Here is an 18,987-nt window from a genome sequence, read left to right as displayed (position 1 = left end):
GTCTACCCTTCGGCGCTCGTCCGATCTCGGCGGCGGCCTCCGGGTCTGCTCCTTGACGCAACCGATTGGTTGCGTCATGCTCGATAGCAACCAAACGGTTGCTATCGACTCGATCCTGTGGAGCAGACGTGAACAGTCAGCACTTCGCACTCTCGTACGCCGTCCCGCACTCCGCGGCCGAGGTGTTCAAGGCCGTCACCAACGTCCGTGGCTGGTGGACCGGGGACGTCGACGGCGTCGCCGACGTCCCCGGCGGTGAGTTCACCTACCGGTACGCGGACCTGCACTACTCGCGCCAGCTGGTCACCGAGCTCGTGCCCGACGCCCGGGTGGCGTGGCGGGTCACCGAGGCCCGGCTCACGTTCACCGCCGACCCGGCGGAGTGGGCCGGCACCGAGATCGTCTTCGACATCGTCGCGCAGGGTGCGAACACCGAGATCCGGTTCGCCCACGAGGGTCTGCGCTCCGACTTCGAGTGCTTCGAGGCGTGCTCGAGCGCCTGGGGCTTCTTCGTCGGCAGCAGCCTGCGCCGGCTGATCACCACCGGCGAGGGGCCGACGACGCCGCCCTGGGCGACCGCCGGCTGAGCACGGCCGCCCCGCTGGAGCGTCAAGCACGAACCGCCCACACGACGGCCGGCTGAGGCCGTCGCGGGGCGGTGAGCACGAGCGCGCCGGCCGCCACCGCGGCGAGCAGCCCTTGGCGGCGCTGCCGATACTGGTTGGATGAACCGACAGATGCCGGCGCTGCTCGGCGCGGCTCCGAGTGGCGCGTTCGCGCATGACGCGCGGGACACCTCGGCCCGGGCGCGGCTGGACGGCCCGGCTATGGTGCCGGCGTCCTCGCTCACGAGCGCCTGGCGTCAGGTCGTCGAGAAGCGGCCGGCCATCGGCAACCCCACCGGGCGGCACGGCGGGCGGTCGGCGTGACGGCAGCCCACGGCCGCTACCACGGCACCGGATGGGTGATCGACCTGTCCGAGGACAGGGTCGCCGAGGCCGACCGGCTCACGAGCATCCACGAGATGTGGCATGACCGCCTGCAGTTCACCACCATGTACGGCCTGCTGGTGCAGGTGCTGTGGTCGACCGCCGATGCCTCCGGCGAGCAGACCTGGTCGCAGCAGGCGCACACCCTGCTCGCCGGCGCCGTGCGGACCCACGAGGAGTTCGCCGCCTGGATGACCGAGCAGCTCGCGGGATCGGCGCTGGCGTCGCTGCGGGCCGGCTACCCAGACTATGCCGCGCTCGCGGACCGGGCCCGGCAGCGGCTGCAGCTCACCGCCGAGCCCTACACCCTGATCCACGCGCTGAACGCGGTGTACCGCAGCTGTATGCAGCCGTCCGCGATCGCGGAGATGATCGTCGCGGACACGGCACTGCCACTGCACAGGATCACGCCGGCGTCGCTGTCGCGCACGGCGCGCCCGGACCATCGCCTGCGCATCCTGACGGCGGCGTTGCAGACGCACGGCTGGGGTCCGCTGCCCCGCAGCTCCGGCCCGGTTACGGTCCGCGACTATGCCGAGCAGGGCGACGACGACTGGGAGCAGATCAACCGGGTCTTCTACGACCGCTGCGTGCGACTCCTCACCGAAGCCGGCTGCCCGACCCTGCCCTACGAGGGCCAGCTGGCTCACGTGGAGCGGCTCCACGCACGCGCGGTCCAGACGATCGGCCGCCCGATCCGGCTCGTCCCGGCCGGCGCGAGCACCGCCGGGCCGCCGAGCGACGCCGACGTGGTGCTGCGCTCGGCGGAGAGCGAACAACTGCGACTGCGACCGGCAGTGCCGGCCACCGTCGTCGGTGCCGAGACCCCGCTCCGGTCGCTGGTGGCCGGCCGGGGCGATGGCCGCCACCTGTTCCTGGCGATCCGCCCCGGCGCGCGCGTGCGATCCGCCTACTCCCTCGGCGGCACCCCGGTGGCGACCGGCCGTCACCTGGCGTTGCTGCGCGCCGCCGTCGGCGGCCCCGAGCATGCGGTCGTCCTGAAGGACATGACCGCTTGCCGGCCCGCCGAGCTGCTGGACGTCGGCGTCCCGGTGGTGACAAGCGTCAGCATGGCCGCCCTGGCCCACGACGAGATCCGGGAGCGGTGGGGTCCGCTGCTGACCGTCGACACCAGCACCGTGCTTGTCGACCTGTCACCGACCCGGCACCTGCGGCTGTGGCTGGACGGCGACGCTCACCGGCTCCGGTATGCCCTGGCCCGCTATCGGGCGGCCGGCCGGACCGTCGTCGCCCTGGTGTGGCAGCTGTACCTCGACACGGGCGCGACGTCACGCCTGCACATCGCAATTGTCACCCCGGCCTATGCGGCCGCCTTCGAGGTGTGGCTGGACAGTCACCCCCACCTCAGAGCCCGGACCGAACGGGACGACGACCTCACCGACCGCCACGAGCCCCTGCTGTCGATCTCCATCGGGCACCTGCTGGCCGAGGAGCCGACATTCGACTTCCAAGCCTTCGACGAACGCGAGGAGCCACCCGATGAGTGACGATCAGGCGCTGATCGACACGCTGCCCCGCACGACCCTCAGCGCGGACGAGCTGCGCCGCTTCTGGGCCGAGGCCACGGGCCTCGACCCGGCGCTCGACCCCGACGCCTGGGAAGCGTGCGAAGACGCCGTGCTCGGCACCCTCGACCCGAACCGCGGGCTGCAGATGCGGCCGGGCGGCTGGACGGTCGATCTGAGCGGCACCGTGGCCCGGTTCGCTGTCGCGTCGGCCCTGATCGCCGGCGTCATGTGGCACGAGGGCCTGGACCAGCTTCCCGGCTTCCTGTTCCCGCAGGTGCTCCCGCTGCTCTTCGACGTGCGCAGAGCACGGCTGACGAAGCAGGACGAGCGGTTGCTCCTGCAGCTGCGCATGCACACCACAACCGAGCAGCTCGCCTACCCGTGGCCGGCCGAGGCGCTGTACGCGCGACTGCCGGACGACCTGCGCGGGAAGGTCTCACCCGTGGATTTCGAGGACTTCGTGACGAGGCTGGTCCAGGTCGGCGAGGCCGACGACGCGGGCCTCGACGAGGTGCGGATCCGTCCGGCCGGACGCGCCCGCTGGCTGCGCATCTCGATCCGGCATTGACCGGCTCCAGGCTGGCGCGATGGATGCCCTGGCGACTATCGCCAGCGTGCACCCGTCGTCGCGCAGAAACTTTCTGTGAAATGCGACGATCCTTTCCGCTCCACTTACGTCCATAGATGACGGTATTGAGGGGTGCAACTGTTATTTGGACCTGGCCCTCGCAGTCGACCCACTGATCAGAGCCTACGCGTCGTAGAAAGTTTCAGCGAAATACGCCGATTGTTTCGGCGCGACGTGGGCGTCCGTTGACAGGCGTCCGGCCCGGTGTCGAAAGTCATCGCCATCGATCAGGAGGTGCGCGGCGGTCCGCTGCGCACGCTGCCGGGATGAAGGTGAGGCCGCCATGCTGGTGTCGGTGAGTCAGGTGCGCACCCGGCGACGCCGGTCGGTGATGGCGCTCGCCCTCGCGCTCGCCTTCGGCGGCCTCACCCTTGACGGCTCGGCCGAAGCGGCCCCGGCCGAAGCCGCCTCGGCCGACCCGGCCGCAATCAACGTCACCGTCAACGCCCGCGAGGGCCTCGGGGTCGTGCCCGACACCGCGTACGGCCTGAACCAGGCCGTCTGGGACACCAACATGAACACCCCGGCGTCGGTGGATCTGCTCGGCCGCGCCGGCGTGCGGATGATGCGCTACCCCGGCGGCTCATACGGCGACGGCTACCACTGGCAGACCAACACCGTGTCCGGCGGCGGGTACGTCGCCCCCGGCACCGACTTCGACTCCTTCATGCACACCACCCAGGCCGTCGGCGCCCAGGCGATCCTGATCGCCAACTACGGTTCCGGCACGCCCGACGAGGCCGCCGGCTGGGTCCGCTACGCCAACCTCACCAAGCACTACGGGGTCAGGTACTGGGAGATCGGCAACGAGATCTTCGGCAACGGCTACTACGGCGCCGACTGGGAACTCGACTATCACGACAGCAAGAGCGCCACCACCTACGCCAACCTCGTCGTGCAGTACGCCGCCGCCATGAAGGCCGTCGACCCCACCATCAAGATCGGCGCCGTGGTCACCGACCCGGGCAACTGGCCCGACGGCGTGGTCGGCGCCGCGGACACCGGCGACTGGAACCGCACCGTCCTGTCCATCGCCGGGCCGTCCATCGACTTCGCGATCATGCACTACTACCCGAACCACACCACCGCCGCCGACGTCCTGCAGCAGACGAAGCTCCTGCCGGGCGAACTCGCGCAGCTGCGGCAGAAGATCGACCGGTACGCCGGCCCGAACGCCGCCGGCATCGGGATCGCGGTCACCGAGACCGCATCGAACTACCAGTCCGACACCCAGGTCGGCGGCCTGTTCGCGGCCGATGTCTACTTCACCGCGCTCGAGAACGGCGTGTTCAACATCGACTACTGGAACACACGCAACGGCATGCCGGACAACGGCGTGACGACCGCGCCGGACGGCACCACCTCCTACGGCGACGGCGGCATGCTCTCCAGCGGCAACTGCAACAGCGACGGCGTCTGCGAGCCGCCGCTGAACACGCCGTTCGCCCCGTACCACGCCCTGCGGATGCTGAGCAACGTCGCCCGGCCCGGCGACACCCTGGTCCGCGCCGGCTCGGACAGCGCGCTGCTGGCCGTGCACGCCGCCCGCAACACCGACGGCGGGCTCTCCGTCGAGCTGCTCAACCAGGACCCGGTCACCGCGCACACGGTGAACCTGCACTACGACGGATGGACGCCGAGCACCGCGACGCCGACCGTGTACTCCTTCGGCCCGCGATCCACCGCGATCACCACGGCCCAGCAGGGCACCGCCGGCAGCCAGCTCGTGCCGCCGTATTCGATCGTCACCGTGAAGCTGCGCCCGTCGCCGACCAACCCGGTCGCCACCGCGCTGAGCGCCCCGGGCGCCCCCACCGCCACTGCGGTGACCGCCACGAGCGCCACCGTCTCCTGGCGCCCGTCGGCCGGCGGCCCGGTCACCCGCTACGCCGTGTACCAGCAGTTCGGCACCAACAGCATCCTGCTCGGCGACACGACAGCTACCTCGTTCACCGCCCGCAACCTCACGCCCGGCACCGCGTACACCCTCAACGTCCTCGCCACCGACGCCAACGGCTACCTGTCGCCGCCGTCGCCGCCCGTCACCTTCACCACCGGGACGCCGGACAGCAGCACCTGCGCCGTCACCTACGACATCTCCGGCGGCTGGGGCAGCGGCTTCGTCGCCTCCATCACCGTCACCAACACCGGCCCCACCCCCGTCACCGGCTGGACGCTCGCCTTCGCGCTGCCGGCCACTACCGAATCCGTCTCCGGCAGCACCTGGAACGCCACCTTCGCCGTCAACGGCCAGAACGTCGTCGTCACGCCCGCCGCCTACAACACCACGCTCGCCGCGAACGCGGCCAACAGCGCCAGCTTCGGCTTCATCGGCAACCAGACCGGCGCGAACCCGCCGCCCACCTCGTTCACCCTCAACGGCACCGTGTGTGCCACCACCTACTCGCCCTGACCCCCGGCGGTGCCGGCCCGCCCGGTGGCGAGGCTCGAGCGCGAACCGAGCATCAGGACAGGTGGGCGGCGTCCAGGGCGGCCTGGAGGGACTCGATGTAGCCGTCGCTGGTGACGGTGGCGCCGGAGACGGTGTCGATGCGGGCGCTCTGGGCGGTGAGCGTCTCCCGGGTGAGGATCGGCAGGGCGCGCGCGTTGATCTGGCGGTCCCGGCCGTTGCCGTTCGGGTAGACGGGGACGTTCACCGCTGTGATCTTCCCGTCGGCGACGGTGATCGTCACCTGGACGTCGCCCCAGCGGGTTGCGGCTACTGACCCCTGGTAGGCGGTGCCGCCGACGGTCGCGCCCGGGTTCGCGCCGGAGCCGGTGGAGCCCGACGATCCGGACGAGTTCCCGCCGGTCGTGGCGCCGTTGCCGGTCGTGCCGCCGCCCCCGGCCGCGGTGGCCGTGGCCGGGGAGCCGGCGCCCAGGCTGGTGCGGTAGCTGAACAGCAGCACGAGGCCGGCCAGGGTCGACAGGAGCCAGATGGTGATGCGTCGCACGTATGCTCTCCTACCAGGCGAACTGTTCGGTGTGAATCCGCCGGGGGGTCGCCCCGGCCGCGACGGCGGCGGCTTCGGCGGCGGCGGTCCAGGCGTCGGGGCCGCAGATGTAGACATCCGCGGCGGCGATCTGCGGTGCGCAGCGGCGCAGCGCCTCCGCGTCGGTCAGGCCGGCGGCGGACGCCGGCAGCCAGGACGGCTGGCGGCGGGCGCGCGGGCCGAGGAGGTGGACGACCCGCACGCCGCGCCGCTGGGCCAGCCAGTCCAGTTCGGCGCGGAAGGCGATCTCGGCCTCGCTGCGGGCCCGGTAGACGAGGGCGGCCTGGCCCGGGGCGTACCGCAGCTCGCCCAGCAGCGCCAGCAGCGGGGTGACGCCGATGCCGCAGGCCAGCATGACGAGCGGCCCGCCGGTGTGGTGCTCGGCGGTGAGCCGGCCGTAGGGGCCCTCGATCAGCGCCCGGGTGCCCGGCCGCAGCGCGGCGACGCGGGCGCTGCCGTCGCCGAGGTCCTTGACGGTGATGCGCAGGACGCCCGTGTGCGGCGTGGCGGACAGGGAGTACGGGTGGGCCCGCGACCAGCCCGGCCCGTCCAGGAACCGCCACAGGAAGAACTGCCCGGCCCGCACCGGCAGCCGGTGCAGGTCGCGGCCGCGCAGGTACACCGAGGTCAGGCCCCGGCCCTCCGGCACCACCCGGTCGACGACCAGCCGGTGGCGCCAGCTGCGCCACAGGGGCAGGCCGACGCGGTAGACGAGCACCGCGCCGGCGGGGGCCGCGTACAGCGTCCACCAGTAGACCCGCGACCAGGCCGAGCCGGCGAAGTCGGTGCCGGTCCAGATCTGGTGGGGCAGCGCGAGGCCGACGCCGACGTACGCGTACAGGTGCAGCAGGTGCCACGACTCGTACCGCAGCCGCCGCCGCGCCGCCCGCATCGACGTCACCACGACCATCACCAGGGCCGCGGTGCCGGCCGTGGCCAGCAGCATGCCCGGGTAGTCGACGACCAGGTCCCACAGCTCACCGAACACGTTGACCTGCGCGTCACCGGCGTAACCGACAGTGATCAGCACGATGTGCGCGACCATGAGGTTGAACGAGGTGAACCCCGTCCACCGGTGCCAGCGGGCGAGGCGGTCCTGGCCGAAGGCCCGCTCCACCAGCGGTACCCGGGCCATCAGCAGGACCTGCACCAGCAGCAGGTCGGAGGCGAGCAGCCCGGTGAGGCGCCCCAGCGAGTCGAGCGCGCCGGGCCAGTCCCCGCCGAGCGCCTGCAGCCCGCGGTTGGCGACCCACAGCGCGGTGACGACGAGCAGGCTCAGCCCGACGGCCACCCCGCCCGCGTCACGCCACCACCACGGCGTCGCCCGCCGCGGGCCGCCGGCCACGGTCGCCGGCGGCCGCGCAGTGCTCGTCATCATGCTTCGACCATCGGCGCCGACCATGAGAGCAACAGTAGGTCCGGCTAAAAATTTCCTAAGAGCATCGGTGTTGGTACCGGCATCAGGCGGGGACGGCGACTGCATGGTTCATGGATACGGGCCCGAGGTGCGGGCCGGTTGTGCGCCGGCTGTGACCACGCTGTGAGCCGCGGTGGTGGCGCTACCGCCCGGCCGCGCCGAAGCGGGCGGCGGCCGTCCCGCAGCTTCGGTACGTGTCGCCTGGGTCGATGTGGAGTGTGCCCAGGTTGACGGCGATGTGCCGGCGGTCGCGCAGCCGGTCCAGCCGCCACGCCAGCGTCGGGCCGCCCGGGCCGGGGGTGCCCAACGAGGCGTCGTGGGCGCCGGCGAGCAGGCCGTTGAGCTCGTCGGCGAGGGCGCCGCCGAACTTGGCGTCGAAGCGGGCGTGGCCGGCCTCGGAGGTGCGCGGCGCCATGCCGTCCTGGTCCCACAGCAGGCAGATGACGCCGGCCAGGCCGGGAAACCAGCCGGCCACCGGCACCGTCGACGGTCCGCCTGGACGCGCGCCTCGGCCGGCCGGTGCGCATCACCGTCCCGGACCGCACCGTGAGCCCGGTCTCCGCGGAGCTCTCGACGCGGGAGCACGTCTTCGGCGGTACCACCAATCTCGGCGGCTTCTTCACCGCCTCCTTCGACGGGCTGTTCTCGGCCCGGATCGGCCCGGAGAGCTCCGGCCCCGGCCCGGTGACGACAGTCGTGGGTGGACGGTGGGTCCGGCCCGGTCCCGGCGGGTCCATCGTGGACAGTGCGGAGACCTACTGGAGCGGCTCGTTCCTGGAGGACAGCTCGACGGGCCTGGAGATGCTCACCGCGCCGGCCGCCACGTACCGGCCCGGTCGGCAGTACCGCCAGATCTGGAACCGCGCCGTCTTCGCCCCCGCGTTCGGCGTCACCACCCGCGACCCCGACGACACGATGTTCGTCTTCCCCGCCGGTCGACAGCTCCAGCGCCGCGCCGGCCGGGCGTGTGGCCGCCGTGCCGGTGCGGGTGGACCGCGCCCCGGGCTCGGGCTCGGCCGCCGGCCCGTCCGCAGGCGGGTCGCCGGCAGTTGCCGGTGCGCCACGAATCACGTGAGGGCCGGGCGGCAGTGCGCAAGAGTGCGTACAGCGGCCGCCGCCCGGCCCGCACCGCTGCCGGTGTGCTCCGTGTAACGTTCAGGCCGCCGTGCGCGGCGGCGGTGCGTGACGGGGCGCGACTTGACTTCGAGCATTGCACCGGCCCACCCTCCGGATTGATGAGAGTAAATCAACTGGAGGTGTCGGTGATGGGTGCGCAACGGCGCCGGAGGCTGCGGTCGGCCACGGTCCTGGGATTGACTGCCGCGCTGGCGGCCGGAGGGCTGACCACCCCGGCCGCGGCGGCCACCGGCCTCACGCTGTCCGTCGACGCCTCCGCCGCCCGGCACGCCATCAGCCCCGACATCTACGGCCTCAACGGCGCCGACGCGGGGTTCGCCACCGAGATCGGCATGCCGGTGGCGCGCTGGGGCGGCAACGCGAGCACCCGGTACAACTTCACCAACCATACGTACAACACCGGCAGCGACTGGTACTTCGAGAACATCGTGGCCGGGCCCGACAAGACGCTCGAGGCGTTCGTGACCACCAACCGGGATCGCGGGACGAAGCAGGTCGTCACCGTGCCGATGAGCGGATGGGTGGCCAAGGACTCCCCGGACGCGCACCCGTTCGCTTGCGGCTTCCCGGCCACCCGGTTCCCCGCGCAGGACGGGTTCGACCAGTGGGACGCCAACTGCGGCAACGGCAAGCTCAACGGGGCCGACATCGCCGGGGCGGTACCCACCGACACGTCGATCGCGGCCGACGCCTCGTTCGACGGTGCCATGGTGTCGCACCTGGTGAGCCAGTTCGGCCCGGCGGCGCGCGGCGGCGTGGCGATCTACGAGCTCGACAACGAGCCGGTGCTGTGGAGCTCGACCCACCGCGACGTGCACCCCAACGCGGTGTCGTACGACGAGCTGGGCGGCAAGAGCACGGCGACCGCCGCCGCCATCAAGGCCGCCGACCCCAGCGCGGCGGTGCTCGGCCCGTCCGGGTGGGGCTACTGCGAGTGGGTCGCGTCGGGGCTCGACGGCTGCGCGCCCGGCGCCGATGCGGCCGCGCACGGCGGCCTCAACTTCTCCCAGTGGTACCTGAAGAACATGAAGGACTACAGCGACGCCCACGGCGGCCGGCGCTTCCTCACCTACTTCGATCAGCACTACTACCCGCAGATCGGCGGCGGCACCGACCCCGACGCCAACGCGCTGCGCCTGCGGTCCACCCGCTCGCTGTGGGACCCGACGTACGTCGAGGAGTCGTGGATCGGCCCCAGCGGCGTGAACGCGCCACCGCTGCAGTTCATCCGCACGATGAAGGCGTGGGTCGCGAAGTACTACCCGGGCACGAAGGTCGCCATCACCGAGTACAACTGGGGCGCCCTCGACACCGTCAACGGCGCCCTGGCGCAGGCCGACGTGCTCGGCATCTTCGGCCGCGAGGGGCTCGACCTGGCCACCATGTGGGGTGAGCCGCAGCCGACCCAGCCCGGCGCCTACGCGTTCCGGATGTACCGCAACTACGACGGCGCCGGCGGCCGGTTCGGCGACGTGAGCGTGTCGGCGGTCAGCAGTGACCAGGGCCAGCTGGCGGTGTACGGCGCGCAGCGGCTGTGCGACAACGCGCTGACCCTCATGGTCGTCAACAAGACGGGCAGCGACCAGGCCGCGCCGCTGTCGGTGAGCGGCTTCAACGGCGGCGGCACGGCGCAGCGGTTCACCTACAGCTCGGCGAGCCCGAGCTCGATCGTGCGGGGCGACGACCTCGCGGTCCGCCGGGGCAAGGTCGACGCGACGTTCCCCGCGAACTCCATCACGCTCCTGGTCCTACCGGCCCGCCGGCGCTGATGCGGGGTCACCCCTGGCTCCCGTCAGGGGTGACCCTGGAGCATCGTCGGCCGTGTCGCGCCCAGCGGGGCAGCCGGACGCGGCCTCAGAGGCGGCCGGGGCGGCCCGGTGCGGGGGACAGGCGGCTGACGACCATCTCGTCGCACAGCTGCGGCAGGACCCGGGCGAAGCCGGTGCTCGCGAACTGCCAGTTGTGGCCGCCGGTGTCGACGAAGCGGTGGTTGACGATGCCGGCGTGGGTGGCCGCGGCCGAGAGCTGCTCGCCGACGGCGATGCCGCGGGTGTCGTCGGCCCCGGCGCCGAACCACAGGGTGACGCCGGGGTAGTGGCGGGTGCTCATGAGCCGCGCCGGGTCGTGGGCCTGCTGCGCGGCGACGTTGCCGCCGAAGAGGTGCTGCAGGGTCTGCTGCGGGTTGCCGAGGTTGGGCCGGGCATCGCCGCCGAAGTCGATGGCGTGCTGGTAGATGTCGGGGTGGCCGAGCACGAGGTCGAGCGCGCAGGTGCCGCCCTCGGAGAAGCCGGCAATGCCCCAGCTCGACGAGCTGTGCTGGATCTGCAGCGTGCCGGTGATGAACGCGGGAACGTCGACGGTCATGTAGGTCTCGGCGTTGCCCGCCGGGCTGTCGACGCACTCGGTGTCGCCGGTGGCGGAGCCGTTCTGGTCGACGACCACGAGGACCGGGGCGCGGCCGTGGTGCTCGGCCGCGTACGCGTCGTCGGTCGACTGGCCGTGCCCGGACTTGAGCCAGTTGATCGGCGTGCCGGGCGAGCCGACGAGCATGACGAGGACGGGCAGCGTCGCCCGGTCCGGGCCGAAGTATGCCGGTGGCAGGAACACCACGCCGGATCGGTGCTGGAAGTGCGACCTGGTGGCCGGGGCGTCGAGGTCGGCTATCACCCCCTGGGCGGGTGGGTGACCACCGGGCGTGGCAGTGCCGTCGATCAGGTTGTGGGCCTGCTGGGCGTCGAGCGCCCCGGAGTGGCCGAGGACGTCGCCGATCTGGGGCCAGATGCCGTATTGCTGGTCGATGAGCATGAACGCTCCGGCGGCCGTGACGGGGACGGCGACGACGGCCGCCGCCCGGCGCCAGGCCGGCGCGCGGTGCGGTGCCGGCCCGCAGCGGCGCCGGCGCAGGACGAGCGGGCATCCCGCGACGGCCGCGAACCCGGCCCCGACCCACAGCGCGAACGAGGGCGGGTAGGCGTCGTTGACGGTACCGGTGGCCCACAGCACCAAGGCGGCGAGCCCGACGACCCCGGCGATCGACAGCAGCAGGGCCGGCAGTGTGCGGGTGATCCAGCGGCGGTCCCGGCTCCACCACGCGGCGAGCAGCAGCCCACCGCCGGCGGCCTCGGCGCCGGCGCCCACCGCGTGATCGAGCAGCGGCACGTGATCGAACGCCCCGGCCCGCGCCGCCAGGGCGATGCCGGCGACCGCACACCCGGCCGCGACCCAGGCCACGGCCATGGCGACCGTGCGGCCACGCCCGTGCCGGTGCCGCCCGCGCGGCGGGGACGCCGCAAGATCGCGCGTCCGCTCCGCCGCCTCATCGATCATCACGCCGCTTGTCCCCCGCCCGACAGGCCGCTCCCGCAGATGCGCGAAACGTAGCGACGGCCATGCCGGTTCGGCAACAGCGGACAGTGACCCGACCGTGGCACCCGGCCACTACGCCGCGGCCGGCCGCCGGGCCCGGTGGTGCGGCCGGCCGCGGCGCGGGCTCAGCTCTGGAAGGGCGTGCCCTGCGGCCTCGATCGGCTCCGCTGATCGGTGGCGTCGCGCTCGGACGCGTCGGGCGGGTGGGAGAACACCGCGGGTGCCACCCGTGGCGCCGCCGGGGGCTCGGGCGTCTTCGCCGCCGGCAGCCGATCGGCGGCCTGCTGCGCGGACAGGGCGCCGGAGACGACGGCCTGCCACAGGCTCATCTCACCCTCCGGCGTGGTGACGACCTGCCGGCGCAGCTCGGCCGGGCCGGCCCCGGCCGCGACGAGCAGCGCGGCCGCCTCGGGCTCCAGGTCGACCCAGTCGGCGACGGTCTGTGCCGTGAACCCGTGCGCGGCCCACCGGCCGGCCAGGGCCACCAGCCGGTCCCGCACGTGCGCCGGAACGACGTCACGCCCGTTGAGGCGCTCGCCGACAAGCGCCCGGGCCAGTTCGCTGAGCTCGTCGATCGGCACCCAGCCGACCGGTTCATCATTTCGCCGGGCTCCAGTGCTCAACGCCGCGGCCCGCCGGACGAGCGAGTGATCAGGTGCAACTGCATACCGTCATGATTGCCCACCGACCGCCACCGATCACCACCGGGCACCCGGCACGCGGAGCATCGCGGCATGCTAGGCGACGATCTGCTCCTCGTCCGCCGGCCGGGGCAAAGCCTTTCCCGGGCACTTTGGGAACGCGCCATGGATGTGGTCGAATGGACCTCGCACCTTCTGCCCGATTTGATGCGGGAAGGGGCCTCGGTGCCGGTCTTTCGCTTGCTGGGCGCCCTTGAAGTGCGCGGACCTGGCGGCGCGCTCGTGCCGGTGGGGCGGCGTAAGCAGCGGGCGCTGCTGGGCATGCTGCTGCTGCGCGCCGGGAGCGTCGTGCGCATCGATGAACTGCTCGACGGGCTGTGGAACGGGCGGCCGCCGTCGTCGGCCCGGGCGAACCTGCACTCGTACGTCTCCTCGCTGCGCCAGGCGCTGGCGGACGTACCGCCGGGCAGTGGGGTGAGGCCGGTCAAGACGGCCGGGGGGTACCGCTTCGACCTCGCGGCCGGCGAAAGCGACATCGGCGTCTTCGCGGAGCTGGCGGCCGAGGGGCGCCGGGCGCTCGACGCCGGCCGGCCCGCGCAGGCGGCCGAGCGGCTGGGGCAGGCGCTCGGGCTCTGGCGCGGTGCGCTGCTCGAGGACCTTCCCGGGTTCGACTGGTTCCAGCCCCACGCCACGCGGCTGCACGAGAGCCGGCTGGCGGCGCTGGAGGATCACGTCGAGGCGCGGCTGGGTCTGGGCGAGCACGCGGCCCTGGCCGGTGAGCTGGCCGGGCTGAGCGCCGAGCACCCATTGCGGGAGCGGCTCTGGGGCCAGTATCTGCGGGCCCTGCAGCGCTGCGGGGAGCGGGGGCGCGCGCTCGACGCCTACGAGCAGCTCAGCCGGGTCCTGCGGGCCGAGGGTCGCGGCCCGGGGGCGGCACTGCGGGAGCTGCACCGGGAGATCCTCGACGAACGCGGCGCCGCGACGAGCGGGCCCGGCGAGCAGCAGCGCCGGGCGCGCCCGGCGCTGCTGCCGGCCGCCGTGGCCGACTTCACCGGGCGGCAGGAGGAGGCGCGGCGGATCTACCGGCTGCTGGCGCCGAACGGTCCGGCGGTCGGGCTGCGCGTCGCCGGCATCACCGGGATGGCGGGCATCGGCAAGACGACGCTGGCGGTCCACGTCGCGCACGGGATCGCGGCGGGCTATCCGGACGGGCAGCTCTACGCCAACCTGGCCGGCACCGACCCCGAGCCGGTGGCGCCGGCCGACGTCCTGGGGCGGTTCCTGCGGGCGCTGGGTGTGCCGGGGCCCGCCGTGCCGGTCGACGCCGGGGAACGGGCCGAGCTCTACCGCACGCTGCTGTCCGGGCGGCGGGTGCTGGTGGTGCTCGACAACGCGGCCGGGGAAAGGCAGGTGCGGCCGCTGCTGCCGGGGTCGCCGACCTGCGCGGTGCTGCTGACCAGCCGGGCCCGGCTGTCCGGGCTGGAGGGCGTGCGGTGGACGGACCTCGACGTGCTGCCAGCGGCCGACGGGGTGCGGCTGCTGGAGCGGATCGTCGACGACGCGCGGATCGGCCGGAGCCCGGCCGACGCGGCGGCGATCGTGCAGCGGTGCGGCGGGCTGCCGCTCGCGGTGCGCATCGCCGGGGCGCGGCTCACCGCCCGGCCGGCGTGGACGCTCGCCCACCTGGCCGACCTCCTCCGCGACGAGCAGCTGCGCCTCGATCACCTGCGCAGCGGGGATCTGCAGGTGCGGGCGTCGCTGGCGCTGAGCTACGAGGGGCTGAGCGGGTCCGGGCAGCGGCTGCTGCGGCTGCTGGGGTCGTTCGACGTGCCCGACTTCCCGGACTGGCTGGCCGAGGTGCTGGGCGGCGACGGGCCCGCGGTGGCCGGCCGCGACCTGGATGAGCTGGTCGACGCCCACCTGGTGAACGCCGTCGGTGCCGACCAGGCCGGGCAGGCGCGCTACCGGTTCCACGATCTGGTGCGGCTCTTCGCCCGGGAGCTGGCGCGGGAGCAGGAGGCGCCGGCGGTGCTGGACGCCGCGCTGGACCGCGGCTTCGGGGCGTGGCTGGCCGTGGCCGAGCACTTCGAGCCGCGCCTTCCCGGGCCCTGCTTCGCGCCGATCGCCGGGCGGGCGCCGCGGCCCGACGTGCGCCGGATCGTCGCAGCCCTGGCCGCGGTGGCGCCGCTGAGCTGGTTCGACGCGGAGCAGGCGGCGCTACGGGCGGTGATCGGGCAGGCCTGCGCCGGCGGGCGGGACGAGGTGGCGTTCGACCTGGTGCAGCGCATGGAGAAGTACTTCGACGTGCGCGGCATGTACGCGGAGTGGGAAGCGGCCGGGCAGGCGGCCCGGGCGGCCTGTGCGGAGGCGGGCAACCGGCGCGGTGAGGCGGTCATGCTGCGCGGGCTGATCGACGTTGACACGTGGATCACCACCGACCACACGACCGAGGCGATGACCCGGGCGCTCGGCGCGGCGGCCCGGCTGGAAGGGATGTTCCGGGCGGCCGGAGAGCCGGGCGGGATGGCCGACGCGGGCGTGATGCGGTCCTGGTCGCTGACCGCCATGGGCCGCCACGCGGAGGCCGTCGCCGCCGCCACCGAGGCGCTTGGCTGGGCCGAGGACGCGGACCACCTGGGCGGCCAGGCCCGCGCGCACGTCGCCCTGGCCGTGGCGCTGGGGGAGTCGGGGCGGCTGCCGGCCGCCGTGGAGCACCTCTACCAGGCGCTGGCCTGCGCCCGGAAGCTCGGCAACCCGCGCTGGGAGGCGACCGCCCTGCAGTTCCTCGGCATGGGCCACAGCGAGGCCGGCAACTTCGACGCGAGCGAGGAGTTCCTGACCGAGTCGCTGGCCATCTCGCGGCGCCACCGCGACGCATACACCGAGGCGCTCACGATGAACGCGATGGCCCGGCTGCAGCTGCGCCGCGGCGACGCCGACGCCGACGTGGCCGCCGAGGCCGCGCTCGCCGTCGCCCGCGAGTATCGGATGGCCCACCACGAGGCCGAGGCCCTGGAGATCCTCGGCGAGGTCGAGCTGGGGCGGGGGCGGGTCGCCGAGGCGGCCGGCTACCTGCGGCAGTCGGTGGCGATGTGGCGGACCCGGGGGTGGCTGCGCTTCCTGGCCGGGGCGCTCATCCTGCTGGGCCGGGCCCTCGGCACCCTCGACCCGGCCGCCGCCGGCACCGCCCTGCGCGAGGCCCACGAGCTCGCCCTCCGGGTCGGCGACGCGGCGAAAGCCCAGGCGACCACCCGGATGCTGGCCGATCTACACATCGACATGTAGGGCGTGTGTAGTCGCCCGTGCTGCACTGGCCCCTACGGGGGCAACTGCAGTGCGGGTGGTGCAATGGCTGGATCGATCGAGGCGGCGATGCGGGAGCTCGCCGGCCCCGACCTGTATCGCCGCAACGCGTTCCGGATCACCGGCCTGCGCACCGACGCCGAGCGCCGGGCCGTGCGCGATGCCCGGCAGAAACTCACCACGCTGCTGAAGGTCGGCGCCGACACCGGGCTGGACGCCGACCTGGACACGGCCACCGCGGCGTTCGACCTGATCCTCGGCGACCCGCGCCCGCGCCTGGTCCACGAGCTGTTCTGGCTGTGGGACGAGCCCGGGGCCACCTGCACCTGCACCGCCGCGCTGCACCGCGACCACGACGCGGCGGTCCGCGCACACAGCCAGGTCCTCGAGGCCGAGCAGGCCACCCGGCTGCCGGCCCCGCTGGAGCGGCGCCGGCTCGACGAGCAGTGGACCAAAGCCGGCAACCTCTGGCACCAGCAGGCCCGGCGGGCCGCCGTCTGGAACCACCTCCGCGAACGGATCGCCGCGCTCGACGACCGGCAGCTCGACGAGGCCGACATCGACGCGCTGCGCGACGCGCTGCCCACGACCCTGGTCCGGCCGCTCATCCAGCTGGCCGCCGCCGGGGGCGGGCGCCAGGCCGACCTGAGCCGGCTCGCCCACGCCTGGCCGGCGACCACGGCGTTCGTCGCGGACGAGCTGGAGAAGGCGGCCGAGCCGCTGTACGAGCAGATCCGGACCGAGGTGCGCACGGTCAGTGAGCGGCTCGACGCCGGCACCAAGCCGCAGATCGTGGTGCAGCGCCTGCGCAAGCAGCTCATGCCGAAGGTCGAGCGGCTCGAGGGCCTGGTCCCGGCCGCGCAGCACCGCCGGACGGCCCGCCTGCGCAACGAGGTGGCGACGGCGTTCAACAACTGTGCCGTCCGGCTGATCGACAGCCTCGGCGCAGCCTCCGACAAGGACGCGCGCAGCTGGCTCAAACAGGCCGGCAAGCTGGTGTCGGACCCGGACACCGAGGCCAAGATCGACGACAACCTCGCCTATCTGGCCGATCTCGTGGCCGTGCAACGCCTGACGCCCGACCCCGGCCGGCGCGGTCCACAGCGCCGGGCCGATGACTCCGAGCGCATCAACGAGCTGCTCCGGTTCGTGGACGAGATGGAGCAACGGCGCCGGGTGGAGCCGCGAGCGCCACAGGTCCCGCGGTCGCGCCCGGTCCGGCCGTACGCCTACCGGCGCCGGCGGCCGAACTACGGGCGGTACGTCTGGCTGGCGCTCATCGCGGCCTTCATCGGCTGGGCGGTGTACCAGTGCGACTCGTCGTCCGGGGACGATGCCGGCCGGCAGAGCACGGTCTCCGTCGGCGCCGACACCATCGCCGGCAACGCGCCCGCGGGCACGTGCCTGCTGACCCGGAAGGACTGGCTGACCAGGTCGGGCGCGCTGACGTCGACGCCGTGCGACCGGGAGCACCGGGCCGAGGTCCTCGGCTACGTCCCCCTGGGCGAGCCCGGACCGTACCCGGGCGACGAGGTCCTGGCGCAGACGACGCAGTTCGAGTGCAGCTTCCTGCTCGCCGGCAACGGCCTGTCCACGCGGGAGTACGCCGCGGACGGCGGCTACACCGGCTCGGCGACCTGGAACACCGGCGGCCGGGCGACCGAGAACTACGCCACCTGCCTGGTCGGCCGGCCCGGCGACAAGCCGATGCCGACGCGCAGCATCGTCGACCCCCTGCGCACCAGCCAGGCCGGTCTCACGCTGCCGGCGTCGATGTTCGCCTTCGACGTCACGCTCGACCCGCCGCCGGGCAGCTGTATCGCCGGCAAGGCGAGCTATGACAAGAACGACGGCTCGGCCGACTTCGTCAGGTGCGGGCAGCCGCACTGGGGTGAGATCCTCGGCTACCCGGTGCTGTACGAGCCGGGTGTCGCGTGGCCCGGCGACAAGGCCGTCTCCGCCGCGGCCGACGCCGCCTGCCGGGCGCTGTACGACAAGCGCAGGCCGGGCCCCGCGTACCAGTACCTCGCGCGCCCGCCCGGCAGCGGTTACTGGGGCCAGAACACCAGGGCCAAGTACACCGTCTGCGTCCTGGCCAAGGTCGGCGACCAGCCGTGGAGCGGGGCGGCGGCATGAGCCTGCTCCACCCCGGCGACCGGGTCGGGGAGACCCTCGTCGTCGACCGGTTCCTCGGCGAGGGCGCCTTCGCCGAGGCCTACCGGGTCGAGCACGCCTACCTCGGCCGGCTGGCCATGAAGCTGTTCAAGCAGGTCGCCTCCGAAGAGCAGACCCACGACCTGCTGGGCGAGGCGCGGCTGCTGTCCACGCTCGGCCATCCGAACATCATCCGGATCTTCGACGCCGGCACCGTCACGACGCCCGCCGGCCGGCGCGGCTACTTCACCATGGAGTACGTGCCGGGCGGCACGCTGCAGCGCTTCGCCGCCGGCCACCGACCGGCCGTGCCCACCCCGGTGGTCACCGACGTGCTCACCCAGCTCGCCTCCGGCCTCGCCGTGGCCCACGAGCTGGACCCGCCGGTACTGCACCGCGACCTGACGACGGCGAACGTCCTCGTCGGCTACGACGGTCCGAGCCTGCGAATCCGCATCGGCGACTTCGGGCTGGCGAAGCACGCCGACCCGTTCACGATGCTGGCCAGCGCCCAGGGCACCTACGCGTTCATGGCACCCGAGGTGCTGCGGGGCTTCGGCTACTCGCGGGCCGCCGACGTCTGGTCCGTCGGCACGATCGCGCACCTGCTGCTCACCGACCACCTGCCCTACGACACCGGCGGGCCGTTCGAGCCGCTGCGGCTGGCCCGGTTCCGCCGGCCGCTGCTCCCGCCGAGCAGCTACAACGAGACCGTCGACGCCGAGCTCGACGCGATCGTGGGAGCCGCGCTCGAGGTTGATCCGGACCGTCGCACGCCCAGCGCCCGGCAGCTCGCCGACGCGCTGCGGGCCCGCGCCGGGGGAGGCTGA

15 protein-coding genes are annotated in these 18,987 nt (G+C 73.4%); 10 read left to right on the top strand and 5 right to left on the bottom strand.

All coding sequences use genetic code 11. The annotated features are described in order from the left end of the window. Positions 1-128: 128 nt before the first annotated feature. The 5 genes from Dvina_RS32020 to Dvina_RS32000 all read left to right on the top strand — a co-directional run bounded on the left by Dvina_RS32020 (position 129) and on the right by Dvina_RS32000 (position 5,559). Entirely contained in the window at positions 129-587 is a 459-nt protein-coding gene (locus Dvina_RS32020; RefSeq protein ID WP_223093022.1) for an SRPBCC family protein, read from the top strand. A 138-nt stretch (positions 588-725) separates the two neighbouring features. Beyond that, positions 726-929, top strand: a complete 204-nt coding sequence (locus Dvina_RS32015; protein ID WP_223093021.1) for a hypothetical protein — start codon at positions 726-728, stop codon at positions 927-929. Further along, positions 926-2,497, top strand: a complete 1,572-nt coding sequence (locus tag Dvina_RS32010) for a hypothetical protein (protein WP_223093020.1) — start codon at positions 926-928, stop codon at positions 2,495-2,497. Before Dvina_RS32015 ends, Dvina_RS32010 begins: the two co-directional genes overlap by 4 nt. After that, on the top strand, positions 2,490-3,086 hold the full coding sequence (locus tag Dvina_RS32005) for a hypothetical protein (protein WP_223093019.1): 597 nt from the start codon (positions 2,490-2,492) through the stop codon (positions 3,084-3,086). Before Dvina_RS32010 ends, Dvina_RS32005 begins: the two co-directional genes overlap by 8 nt. Positions 3,087-3,429: 343 nt before the next feature. Continuing rightward, on the top strand, positions 3,430-5,559 hold the full coding sequence (locus Dvina_RS32000; RefSeq protein WP_246655450.1) for a cellulose binding domain-containing protein: 2,130 nt from the start codon (positions 3,430-3,432) through the stop codon (positions 5,557-5,559). A 52-nt stretch (positions 5,560-5,611) separates the two neighbouring features. On the opposite strand, the gene Dvina_RS31995 is transcribed toward Dvina_RS32000, so the two are convergent. The 3 genes from Dvina_RS31995 to Dvina_RS31985 all read right to left on the bottom strand — a co-directional run bounded on the left by Dvina_RS31995 (position 5,612) and on the right by Dvina_RS31985 (position 8,031). Then, positions 5,612-6,100: an FMN-binding protein gene (locus Dvina_RS31995; protein ID WP_223093018.1), complete on the bottom strand. Its 489-nt coding sequence runs from the start codon at positions 6,098-6,100 to the stop codon at positions 5,612-5,614. A gap of 10 nt (positions 6,101-6,110) precedes the next feature. Continuing rightward, positions 6,111-7,514, bottom strand: coding sequence for a ferredoxin reductase family protein (locus Dvina_RS31990; RefSeq protein WP_223105823.1), 1,404 nt, complete (start codon positions 7,512-7,514; stop codon positions 6,111-6,113). A 184-nt stretch (positions 7,515-7,698) separates the two neighbouring features. Then, entirely contained in the window at positions 7,699-8,031 is a 333-nt protein-coding gene (locus Dvina_RS31985; RefSeq protein ID WP_223093017.1) for a hypothetical protein, read from the bottom strand. A 44-nt stretch (positions 8,032-8,075) separates the two neighbouring features. Here Dvina_RS31985 and Dvina_RS31980 point away from each other — a divergent pair, with 44 nt between their 5' ends. Beyond that, the gene (locus tag Dvina_RS31980; protein WP_223093016.1) at positions 8,076-8,708 is read left to right on the top strand and encodes a hypothetical protein; all 633 of its coding nucleotides are present in this window, start codon (positions 8,076-8,078) and stop codon (positions 8,706-8,708) included. A gap of 161 nt (positions 8,709-8,869) precedes the next feature. Next, positions 8,870-10,462, top strand: a complete 1,593-nt coding sequence (locus Dvina_RS31975; protein WP_246655449.1) for a glycoside hydrolase family 44 protein — start codon at positions 8,870-8,872, stop codon at positions 10,460-10,462. A gap of 85 nt (positions 10,463-10,547) precedes the next feature. Here the strand turns inward: Dvina_RS31975 and Dvina_RS31970 are convergent, their stop codons facing one another. Together Dvina_RS31970 and Dvina_RS31965 are read right to left on the bottom strand one after the other, a co-directional pair. After that, on the bottom strand, positions 10,548-12,020 hold the full coding sequence (locus tag Dvina_RS31970) for an alpha/beta hydrolase (RefSeq protein WP_246656611.1): 1,473 nt from the start codon (positions 12,018-12,020) through the stop codon (positions 10,548-10,550). Between the two features lie 164 nt (positions 12,021-12,184). Then, positions 12,185-12,640: a hypothetical protein gene (locus Dvina_RS31965; RefSeq protein WP_223093013.1), complete on the bottom strand. Its 456-nt coding sequence runs from the start codon at positions 12,638-12,640 to the stop codon at positions 12,185-12,187. Positions 12,641-12,925: 285 nt separating this feature from the next. Between Dvina_RS31965 and Dvina_RS31960 the strand changes: the two genes are divergently transcribed. The 3 genes from Dvina_RS31960 to Dvina_RS31950 all read left to right on the top strand — a co-directional run bounded on the left by Dvina_RS31960 (position 12,926) and on the right by Dvina_RS31950 (position 18,987). Beyond that, entirely contained in the window at positions 12,926-15,985 is a 3,060-nt protein-coding gene (locus Dvina_RS31960; protein WP_223093012.1) for an AfsR/SARP family transcriptional regulator, read from the top strand. 63 nt (positions 15,986-16,048) lie between these two features. Then, entirely contained in the window at positions 16,049-18,139 is a 2,091-nt protein-coding gene (locus Dvina_RS31955; RefSeq protein WP_223093011.1) for a septum formation family protein, read from the top strand. Then, entirely contained in the window at positions 18,136-18,987 is an 852-nt protein-coding gene (locus Dvina_RS31950; protein ID WP_223093010.1) for a serine/threonine-protein kinase, read from the top strand. Before Dvina_RS31955 ends, Dvina_RS31950 begins: the two co-directional genes overlap by 4 nt.

The organism is Dactylosporangium vinaceum, assembly GCF_019904175.1.
Lineage (GTDB): Bacteria > Actinomycetota > Actinomycetes > Mycobacteriales > Micromonosporaceae > Dactylosporangium > Dactylosporangium vinaceum.
The sequence above is the reverse complement of the archived record's forward strand: the minus strand, read 5'-3'. Positions and strand labels throughout refer to the sequence as shown.